The following is a 9,453-nucleotide window of genomic DNA, read 5'->3' as shown; positions in this document are numbered from 1 at the left end:
ATACCCACCCCGCCGTTTTTTGGGGGGGGCAAAAAAAGGGGGGGGGGGGGTGGGTGGGGGGGGGGGGGGGCCCGCGCGGCCCACCCCCCCCGCGACTGCTACCTACAACACGGCTACAGTCCCTACCGCGACTAATCCGACCAGTAATCCGATGAACAGCGCCGCGAGCAACGAGCCGGTGAGCACATAGATTCCGACCGACGACACCGCGAAAAGCAGTATCACGATCAGGCGCTCCACTCCGTCCTCAGGCGCCAGCCTCCGGTACCGGGGTGGCATTTTCTTCAACCCTCGGTCCATAACCAAGGGGTTACCCACCGTGTCTTGATCCAAACGTGATCAAGGACGATCGAACTCGCCGTCGTGCACCCCTGCGGTGAACGCGGCCCATTCGCTCGGGGTGAAGATCAATACCGGTCCGTCGGGGTTCTTGCCGTCGCGTAGGGCGACATAACCGTCGTCCAGCATGGCGACTTCGACACTGCTGCCCGCCCCCGCGGTGCCGGCCCGCAGCCAGGTGGCACCGGTCGTGTCGATGGTGCGCTTGCTGTTCACCGTGCACCCAGTGCGCAGGCGAACGCGCCGTTGTCGATGCCGCGGGTGAAGGCGTCCCAGCTCGGTCCGTCGAAGACCAGCGCGGGGCCCGCCGGATTCTTGCTGTCACGGACGCCGACGCGCCCGCCGTACAGGAACGCGACTTCGACGCAGTCCTTGCCGGCGCCGCTGCGCGTGCTCTTGAACCAGTGTGCGTCGACGAGATCGAAACTCATGCCACATACTCCTTCGCGACCCGCCGCAGCAGGTCTCTACTCGGTTGAATATCCAGCGCATGACGCTGGAGGCACTCGTGAGCCCGGTCGTACCTTCTGACATCCGTGCGTCGTTCCAGGTAGAGATCGCCGGTGAAGCCTTCGGCATACACCACCGGCGGTTCGACCGGTTGCCCCTTGCTGTCGGTGCCGAACTCGAGAACCGTGAAAGGTCCGGTGGAGACTCCGAGTGGAACACCGGCGGCAAACGGCAGGATACGCAGTGCCACATTGCTTCGGGTACTCGTGTCGGCAAGATGTCGCAGCTGCGCAGCCATTACCTTTGCATCACCGACGATGCGATGCAATACCGATTCGTGCAGAACCACATCGATTTCGGCGGGCGAATGCTTGCGGGTGATCAGCGCCTGCCGTTGCAGCCGCAACGCGACCCGTCGATCGAGTTCGTCGACCGACTCCTTGGGATAGCCCAGATGATTCAGCGCACGCGCGTAGTCGGCTGTCTGGAGCAGGCCAAGGACCAATTCGGACTGATAGGCCCGCAGCCGATGCGCCGACGCCTCCAAACCCACATAGATGTCGAAGTTTTCGGGAATCAGGTCGCCGTAGGCGTGCCACCAGCTCTTGACAGCGGCCTGCTGCGCGAGACCGGTCAAACCCTCGGCGAGATCGTCGGGAATGCCGTAGATCCGGCACAGTTCGTGGATGTCGATCGTCCGAATGCGGTCGGCCTGACCCTTTTCCAGGCGCTGTAGCGTGCTGGCGCCCCATTCCATCAACTTGGCCGCCTCGGCGATGGTGAGACCCGCCTGGGTTCGCCAATCGCGCAGATAGCGGCCTAGCTGGCGGCGCGGCAGCGTCGAGGAGACTCCTGCCGCCGTACCACCCGTTCCGGTCGATGCGTTCGTTGCCACAGCCCCACTCCTCCTGTGTTCGCAACCCGCCACGACCCATAGCCCCGGTCTGGCGGTGGATTTCGTCCACTATGGGGAATCCTGCACTCCCCCTTGGATCTTGTGCTGGGAATTCGCGCTAAATATCGGGATCGGCGTGTACTGACCGTTAGCCGGGCGGTTGCGTGCTGTGCTTGGTCCATGCAATTGAGCGATGTGAACATGCATATTGCCGCTGCACTACTCGGTTGCGGCACCGATCCGGGCCCGATGGACGCCGAACAGGCCCATGCCGCAATGCAATTACACCTCGACTGCACCGTCGACGAGTGCCGCGTGCGCAGGCGGGCGCGCGACACCCTGGTGGACTCGGGGCGATGCGTGCTCGACCAGCGCGCGATCCGTTAGCGGTGCCGGTGATCGGTGATCGGGGTGCGCGGGCCGAACTTCGGCTTGCGCGCCTGGCCGCTGAGCGCGAGCAGCCGGACCGCTCGATAGCGGTGCGGGCGTAGCGGTTCGAGGTACTCGATCATCTCCGCGTCGTCGATCGGGCGGCCGAGCAGGCTCCAGCCGACCACCGCGGCCAGGTGATAGTCGCCGACCGAGAGGGCGTCGGCGTCACCGAAGGCCCGCTGCGCGGTCTCGGCAACCGTCCAGACACCGATGCCGGGGAGGCTGCGTAACCGTTGCGCGGCCTCGGCGGGCGGCAGGTCGGCGGTGCGCTCGATCGAGTCGGCCACCCGCGCGGCGCGCACGATCGTCTGCGCGCGCTGCGGCCCGACATTGGCCCGGTGGTACTTCCACGACGGGATGCGCCGCCAGGTCTCGGCGTCGGGCGCGACCATCAGGCCGGCGGGTGCGGGGCCTGGCGCCGTCGTCCCGAACTCGCGCACCAGGCTCCGCCAGGACGCGAACGACGCCTTTGTGTGCACCTTCTGCTCGAGGATCGCGGGCACCAGCGACTCGAACACCAGCCCGGTCCGCAGCATGCGCAGGCCGGGCACCACGCGATGGGCTTCGACCAGCTTGGGATGGGCGGGGGCGAAGTCGGCGAGGTCTTCCTCGAGGCAGAGCATCCGGTCCAGACCGGCCAGGAATTCCTCGGCGCCCGGCCCCCAGGCCCTGGCGTGCGCCCCGTCGCGTCCGTCCTGGGTGAGCCGGTAGGTGACCACGCCGCTCGGCATCCGCGAGGCGTGCCAGTGCGCGCCGTCTGGGCCGATGTGGTGGCACGGATCGCCGCCGCCACGCCGTAGCGGGGTGATGGTCAGCCCGACGTCGAACGGCCTGGTCGACCGGACGGTCCTGGACAGCCCGGCCGTCGACAGGCCGGGGTCGAGGGTCTGATCGCGCACCTGACCATTGTGCGCGCCCAATCCGGTGCGTCCGCGGATTCGTAATATTCGCCACGTCGACCGCGATAAATCCTCCGTTGGCAAATAACTGGCATCCCATCGCCGCAGGAGGTAACCGATGATCACCAACGCGCTCAACTGGCTGCTGGCAGCGTGGGGCAGCGGGTCCGCGGGCAGCTCGGGCTACCAGCTCGCGCCGGGGACGCTGCCGCACGGCAGCTGAGCACGGTCCTGTGCGCAGGCCGCCGAGCTGGCGAGCTCTTGCGCCGGGCCACCACCGTCGGGCACGGGGTCGCCGCGGGTAGACCAACGGGCACGGTGGCGATTCGTCCACACCGCGCTGATCATTCACTCTCCCGCCGATCGGTCGAAATCGGGACCATCGGAGCATCTGATGAATGCTCAGCGCGTACCTGCACGGCAGTCGGCGGACTTCGGCAGGCCCCAGGTGATCCGCGTCAGTCGCCGAGTAGGTACGAGGCCAACGGCACGCCGCGGGCACCCGCCAGCTGAGCGGCCTGCGTTCGGCAGGAGAAGCCGTCCGCCAGGAACGTCGTCCCGGGCGGGGCGGCGCGCAGGGCCGGGAGCAGCGCGTTCTCGGCGACGGCCACCGAGACGTCGTAGTGGCCCTTCTGCATGCCGAAGTTGCCTGCCAGCCCGCAGCACCCGGCGAGCTCCTCGACCGTGACGCCCATCGCGGTCAGGATCCTGCGTTCCGCGGCGAAGCCACCTACGGCGTGCTGATGGCAGTGCGGCTGGACGATGACCGTCTCGCCGGTGCGTCGTGGCGGCTGCCAGCCGGGATGCTCGAGCAGGAATTCGGCGAGGGTGCGCACGGCGACGGCGACCTGCGGTGCTCGGGGGTCGTCAGGGAGTAGTTCGGGCAGGTCGGCGCGCAGTGCGGCGGTGCACGACGGTTCGAGGCCGACGACCAGGCCCCCGCCCGCCACGTGATCGGCCAGCGCGTCGAGGGTGGCGCGCAGGCGCGTGCGGGCGCCGTCGAGCTGCCCGGTGGTGATCCAGGTCAGGCCGCAACAGACGCGAGCCGCCGGGATACGGACGCGATAGCCGAGCTGTTCGAGCAGCAGTGTCGCGGCCACGGCGTTGCCCGGAGCGAAGGTATCGGTGAACGTATCGACCCACAGCATCACCTCACCGCCATGCGTCTCGATATCTGCGGACATGTTGGGTAGGAGGTGGCGGTGGGGGGTGCGTTGCAGGGCGATCGCGGCCGGCTCGGTGCGGTTGTTGCCGCCGATGTCCTGCCAGGTTCGGCGGAATGATGTGGTCGCCAGGGTGGGTGCTTCGCGGCGGGGATCGATTCCTGCTGCCCGCATGGCCGCTCGGCGGAGTGCGGGGCGGGCGGCGAGGGCGTTGGCGAGGCGGGGGAAGTGTTGTGCGGCGGTGAGCCAGCGGGGGAGTTGGCCGAGGACGTAGTGGTCGAGGGGGCGGGGGCGGTGGTGGTAGCGACGGTGGAGGACTTCGGATTTGTAGGTCGCCATGTCGACGCCCGCGGGGCAGTCCGATGCACAGGCCTTGCAGGACAGGCACAGGTCGAGGGATTGCTCGACTGCTGGTGCGCGCCAGTCGAGTTCGCCGCGGACTACCTCCTGCAGCACTCTGGCTCGGCCGCGTGTGGTGTCCTTTTCGTCGGCGGTCGCCAGGTAGGACGGGCACATGAAGCCGCCGGAACCGCGAGTGTCGGCGCGGCACTTGCCGATTCCTACACATCTGTGCACAGCTGTGGATAGATCGCCGGAGTCGGCGGACAGGGCGAAGCCGCCTGCCGGGGACAGTGGCCGGAGCCCAGCTACGCGCAGATCGACGTCGACCGGATTCGGTGCGACCAGTACTCCCGGATTCAGCATGTCATCGGGGTCGAACAGGGCCTTGAAGCCGGCGAAGGCGGCGCGGGCGGCGGGGGAGTACATCACCGCGAGGAGTTCGGATCTGGCTCGGCCGTCGCCGTGTTCGCCCGACAGCGAGCCGCCATGGCGCACAACTAGTTCGGCTGCCTCGAACAGGAAGGAGCGGAACTGTTGTGGCGCGTCCGCGATCGGGAAGTCGAGGCGGACGTGGATGCAGCCGTCACCGATGTGGCCGTACAGCAGGCCGTCTACCTCGTATTCCCTGGTGAGCGCGGCGAATTCACGGAGGTACGTGCCCAGGCGCTCCGGTGGGACGGCGGCGTCCTCCCAGCCTGGCCACGCCGGTTTCCCGTCCGGCGTCCGCCCGGCCAATCCCGCCCCGTCGGCGCGGATACGCCAGAGGGCCGCAGTGGCAGCGGGATCGGTGACGATCCGGTAGTCGTCGGCGTTGGCTTCCCGGCACAATCGCTCGGCGGCCGCCAGTGCCTCGGCGGCACTCGCACCTGCGGTTTCGACGAAAAGCCACCCACGGCCGCGCGGAAGCTCAGGCACCGTCCCACGATGGGCGCGGACCCGATCGACCAACCCGGCATCGATACCCTCCACCGCGAGCGGCGCGCACCGGGTCACCGCGGCGACATCGTCTGCCGCCGTGGCGATATCGGGATAGCCGAGCACGGTCAGCACGGTCGCGGCGGGCATCGGCGTGAGCTCGATCTCGGCCTCGAGCAGTAGCCCGCAGGTGCCCTCGGTTCCCACGAACGCCTTCGCGATCGACGAACCACATTCCGGCAGTAGATGTTCCAGTCCATAGCCGGAGGCCTGCCGATCGAACCTGCCCAGTTCGGTGCGCAACACCGCGAGGTTGGTATTCGTGAAGCCGGAAAGGCCCGGGACCTCAGCGAGATTCGTGCCGAGTACGCGCTGCGTCGCGGTCCCGTCGATGACGCGCAACGATCGCACGGTATCGGACGTGCGACCCCAGGCCAGGGCGTGCGGGCCGCAGGCGTTGTTGCCGATCATTCCGCCCAGCGTGCAGCGGTCCTGGGTGGAGGGATCGGGTCCGAACCGCAGGCCGTCGGGTCGCAGCCGTCGTTGCAGGTCCGACAGCACGACACCCGGCTGTACCAGCGCCGTGCGCGCCTCGGGATCGACCGCCCGGATGGCCCGCATATGCCTGCTGAAATCGAGCACGATGCCGGGGCCGACCGCATTGCCCGCCACCGAGGTGCCCCCGCCGCGCGCGGTGACCGCCAATCCGTGTTCGCGGGCGAAGGTCACTGTCGCGGCGACGTCGGAGTCGTGGCGGGGAAACACGACCATCGCGGGGCGGACCCGGTAGTTGGAGGCGTCCGAGGAGTACTCCGCGAGCCTGCGGGTCGAGGCGTCGACCGCACAGGTGACCCGGCCACGCAGGGCGTCGGCCAGCAGCTCCGCACTCCGGATCTCGTCCACCCGACCAGCCTATTCGGCGTGGCCCGCGGCATTGCCCGCCCGGTTTCGCTGTGCGCGGAACCGGCCGCCCGCGGAAAGTATTTGCGGTCAACCTTTGTTGAGGTTTTAGTGTCGGTGGGCAGGAGTTCGATGGGTGGGGAGCGAAGAGGAGTGTGGCAGTGAGTATCGAATCGGTGGCCTACAGCCAGATGTACCGGCGGATGAACGCGCCAGAGGAGGAACGGCCGTTCCGCCTGGCCACGGCCCGCCGCATCCTCCGCTTCGCCGACCCGCACCGGCGCCGGATCTTCGGCTTCCTGCTGCTCAGCGTGGTGGCCGCGATCCTCGGCGTGGCGACGCCGGTGCTCGCCGGCCGGGTCGTCAACGACATTGTCGGCGGTTCGGCGCCGCGGACCGTCGCGCTGCTCGCGCTCGCCATCGCGGGCCTGGCCGTCCTCGATGCCGGGCTGGGGCTGGTCATCCGCTGGCTGTCCGCCCGGATCGGTGAGGGGCTGATCCTCGACCTGCGCACCGCCGTGTTCGATCACGTGCAGAAGATGCCGGTCGCGTTCTTCACCCGCACCAGGACCGGCGCCCTGGTGAGCCGGTTGAACAGCGACGTGATAGGGGCGCAGCGCGCGTTCAGCGACACGCTGTCGGGCGTCGTCACCAACCTGGTGACGCTGGCGCTGACGCTTGCGGTGATGCTCAGCATCTCCTGGCAGATCACCCTGCTCGCCCTCGTGCTGCTGCCCGTGTTCGTCATCCCGGCTCGCCGCGCGGGCAACCGCCTCGCCGCCATGCAGCGCGAGGCCGCCCAGCTCAATGCCGCCATGAGCACCCAGATGACCGAGCGTTTCTCCGCGCCCGGCGCCACGCTGGTCAAGCTGTTCGGCAGGCCGCGGCAGGAATCGTCCGAGTTCGCCGTGCGCGCCACCCGAGTCCGTGACATCGGCGTGCGCACCGCCATGCTGCAGACCACCTTCGTCACCTCGCTCACGCTGGTCTCGGCGCTGGCGCTCGCGCTGGTCTACGGCCTCGGCGGCTGGTACGCGCTGCAGGGCAGCCTCGACGCCGGTTCGGTCGTCGCGCTCTCGCTGCTGCTGACCCGCCTCTACACCCCGCTCACCGCACTCGCCAGCGCGCGCCTCGAGATCATGGCCGCCCTGGTGAGCTTCGAGCGCGTCTTCGAGGTGCTCGACCTGAAGCCGCTGATCGAGGACGCGCCCGGTGCTGTCCCGGTGCCGGATGGTCCGGTGGCGGTGGAGCTGGACGCGGTCGACTTCGGTTACCCCTCGGCCGACAAGGTCTCGCTCGCCTCGCTCGAAGACGTCGCGACCCTGGACACCCGCGGTGGCGTCGAGGTGCTGCACGACGTGACGTTGCGGGCCGAACCCGGTCAGCTGGTCGCCCTGGTCGGCTCGTCGGGTGCGGGCAAATCGACCATCGCCCAGCTGGTTTCGCGGCTCTACGACGTCGATTCCGGCGCGGTCCGGCTCAACGGCGCCGATGTGCGCGAGCTGACCACCGAGTCGATCCAGCGCACCGTCGGCCTTGTCACCCAGGACGGGCACCTGTTCCACGACACGATCCGCGCGAATCTGCTGCTGGCACAACCGGAAGCGACCGAGGAGCAGCTGTGGGACGCCTTGCGCCGCGCCCGCCTCGGCGACCTGGTCGGCTCGCTCGCCGACGGCCTCGACACCGTCGTCGGTGAACGCGGCTACCGGCTCTCCGGCGGCGAACGGCAACGCCTGACCATCGCCCGGCTGCTGCTCAAGCAGCCGCGCGTGGTGATCCTCGACGAGGCGACCGCCTCGCTGGACTCCACCTCGGAAGCCGCGGTGCAGGAAGCGCTCACCGAGGCGCTGCACGGCCGGACCGCCCTGGTGATCGCGCACCGGCTCTCGACGATCCGCGCCGCGGACCTGATCGTGGTGCTCGAGCAGGGCCGGATCGTGGAGCGCGGCACCCACGCCGACCTGCTCAATGCCGACGGTCGCTACGCCGAGCTCTACCGCACCCAGTTCGCCGACGACCCGGTTCCGGTCAAGACCGCGGTCTAGCCGACTGTTCCCCAACTGCTGCGACGGTAAGCAGTTGGGGAACAGTGGCGTCGACCGGTCAGAACTCGCCGGCGACTCCGATGACAGTGCGACCGGAGTGGCTACCGTCCTTGATCGACTGCAGGACCCGGCCGACCTCGGTGATCGGGGCGAACGACTCGATCGTCGAGAGATGTTGCGGGCGAAGCTCTTTGCCCAGCGCCGACCATAGCGCCCGGCGCTTCTCGATCGGCAGGAAGACGGAGTCGATGCCGAGCAGGCTAACACCGCGCAGGATGAACGGCAGCACGGTGGCGGGCAGTTCGGCGCCGCCGGTCAGGCCGCTCGCCGCGACCGCGCCGCCGTAGCCGATGGAGCTCAGGACATGGGCCAGCGACGCGCCGCCGACACTGTCGACCGCCGCCGCCCAGACCGCCTTGTTGAGGGGACGCGGCTTGGCGTCCGGGTCGAGCGGGAGCCTGCCGATGACCTCGTTGGCGCCGAGCTCGGCGAGCAGGTCGCCCGCGTCGGTCTTGCCGGTGGAGGCGATGACCTCGAAGCCGAGGCCGGAGAGGATGTCGATGGCGACGGTGCCGACACCGCCGGTCGCGCCGGTGACCAGGACCGCGCCGTCGTCGGGGGTGAGGCCGCGGTCGAGCAGGGCCTGCACGCTCATCGCCGCGGTGAAGCCCGCGGTGCCGATGGTGGCCGCGTCACGGGTGTCCAGGCCGTCCAGGCGCACCACCCATTCGGCGGGCACCCTGGCGTATTCGGCGAAGCCACCGTTGCGGGCGACGCCGATCTCGTAGCCGTGCGCGATCACCTGGTCGCCGGGGGCGAAGTCGTCGGTCTCGGACGCGACCACCTCACCGGTGAGGTCGATACCGGGCACGATCGGGTAGTTGCGCACCACGCCACCACGCGGGGTGATCGCGAGGAGGTCCTTGTAGTTGGCACTCGAGTAGTGGACCTTGATCGTCACCTCACCTGCGCCGAGGAAATCGTCCCCCACCTGCTCCCGGGCGAGCACGATCCGGCCGTCGGATTCACGGGCAACCATCGCGGAGTAATCCATGGCTCAGAGCATACGC

The 9,453-nt window shown here is 68.8% G+C and carries 9 protein-coding genes; 2 read left to right on the top strand and 7 right to left on the bottom strand.

Going from position 1 to position 9,453, the window contains the following annotated elements:
- Positions 1 to 102: 102 nt before the first annotated feature.
- The 4 genes from ACFWPJ_RS16030 to ACFWPJ_RS16015 all read right to left on the bottom strand — a co-directional run bounded on the left by ACFWPJ_RS16030 (position 103) and on the right by ACFWPJ_RS16015 (position 1,684).
- Positions 103 to 240, bottom strand: coding sequence for a hypothetical protein (locus tag ACFWPJ_RS16030; protein WP_229740032.1), 138 nt, complete (start codon positions 238 to 240; stop codon positions 103 to 105).
- A 99-nt stretch (positions 241 to 339) separates the two neighbouring features.
- A complete protein-coding gene (locus ACFWPJ_RS16025; RefSeq protein WP_378851938.1) occupies positions 340 to 555 on the bottom strand; it encodes a DUF397 domain-containing protein in 216 nt (71 codons plus the stop codon).
- Complete coding sequence (locus tag ACFWPJ_RS16020) at positions 552 to 770, bottom strand: DUF397 domain-containing protein (RefSeq protein WP_189031590.1); 219 nt, start codon at positions 768 to 770, stop codon at positions 552 to 554. Before ACFWPJ_RS16020 ends, ACFWPJ_RS16025 begins: the two co-directional genes overlap by 4 nt.
- Positions 767 to 1,684: a helix-turn-helix domain-containing protein gene (locus ACFWPJ_RS16015; RefSeq protein ID WP_378851936.1), complete on the bottom strand. Its 918-nt coding sequence runs from the start codon at positions 1,682 to 1,684 to the stop codon at positions 767 to 769. The genes ACFWPJ_RS16020 and ACFWPJ_RS16015 overlap by 4 nt, the downstream gene beginning before the upstream one ends.
- Positions 1,685 to 1,864: 180 nt before the next feature.
- Here ACFWPJ_RS16015 and ACFWPJ_RS16010 point away from each other — a divergent pair, with 180 nt between their 5' ends.
- Positions 1,865 to 2,071 (top strand): hypothetical protein, encoded by a 207-nt coding sequence (locus ACFWPJ_RS16010; RefSeq protein WP_378851934.1) that lies wholly within the window; start codon positions 1,865 to 1,867, stop codon positions 2,069 to 2,071.
- Here ACFWPJ_RS16010 and ACFWPJ_RS16005 read toward each other — a convergent pair.
- Both ACFWPJ_RS16005 and ACFWPJ_RS16000 read right to left on the bottom strand, forming a co-directional pair.
- Entirely contained in the window at positions 2,068 to 3,015 is a 948-nt protein-coding gene (locus ACFWPJ_RS16005) for a DNA-3-methyladenine glycosylase family protein (protein WP_378851931.1), read from the bottom strand. The genes ACFWPJ_RS16010 and ACFWPJ_RS16005 overlap by 4 nt on opposite strands.
- Positions 3,016 to 3,473: 458 nt before the next feature.
- Positions 3,474 to 6,338 carry an FAD-binding and (Fe-S)-binding domain-containing protein gene (locus ACFWPJ_RS16000; RefSeq protein WP_378851929.1) on the bottom strand — a complete coding sequence of 955 codons (2,865 nt, stop codon included), beginning with the start codon at positions 6,336 to 6,338 and terminating at the stop codon, positions 3,474 to 3,476.
- 158 nt (positions 6,339 to 6,496) lie between these two features.
- On the opposite strand from ACFWPJ_RS16000, the gene ACFWPJ_RS15995 reads away from it, so the two are divergent.
- Positions 6,497 to 8,383: an ABC transporter ATP-binding protein gene (locus tag ACFWPJ_RS15995; protein WP_378851926.1), complete on the top strand. Its 1,887-nt coding sequence runs from the start codon at positions 6,497 to 6,499 to the stop codon at positions 8,381 to 8,383.
- Positions 8,384 to 8,441: 58 nt separating this feature from the next.
- Here the strand turns inward: ACFWPJ_RS15995 and ACFWPJ_RS15990 are convergent, their stop codons facing one another.
- Entirely contained in the window at positions 8,442 to 9,437 is a 996-nt protein-coding gene (locus ACFWPJ_RS15990) for an acryloyl-CoA reductase (protein WP_378851923.1), read from the bottom strand.
- Positions 9,438 to 9,453 lie beyond the last annotated feature (16 nt).

This window comes from Nocardia sp. NPDC058497 (assembly GCF_042720195.1).
Lineage (GTDB): Bacteria > Actinomycetota > Actinomycetes > Mycobacteriales > Mycobacteriaceae > Nocardia.
The sequence above is the reverse complement of the archived record's forward strand: the minus strand, read 5'-3'. Positions and strand labels throughout refer to the sequence as shown.

What these genes read in the sequence shown, in the direction of transcription:
- ACFWPJ_RS15990 (WP_378851923.1), bottom strand. Translation starts at nt 9,437, where the DNA reads ATGGATTACTCCGCGATGGTTGCCCGTGAATCCGACGGCCGGATCGTG.
- ACFWPJ_RS16010 (WP_378851934.1), top strand. Translation starts at nt 1,865, where the DNA reads ATGCAATTGAGCGATGTGAACATGCATATTGCCGCTGCACTACTCGGT.
- ACFWPJ_RS16020 (WP_189031590.1), bottom strand. Translation starts at nt 770, where the DNA reads ATGAGTTTCGATCTCGTCGACGCACACTGGTTCAAGAGCACGCGCAGC.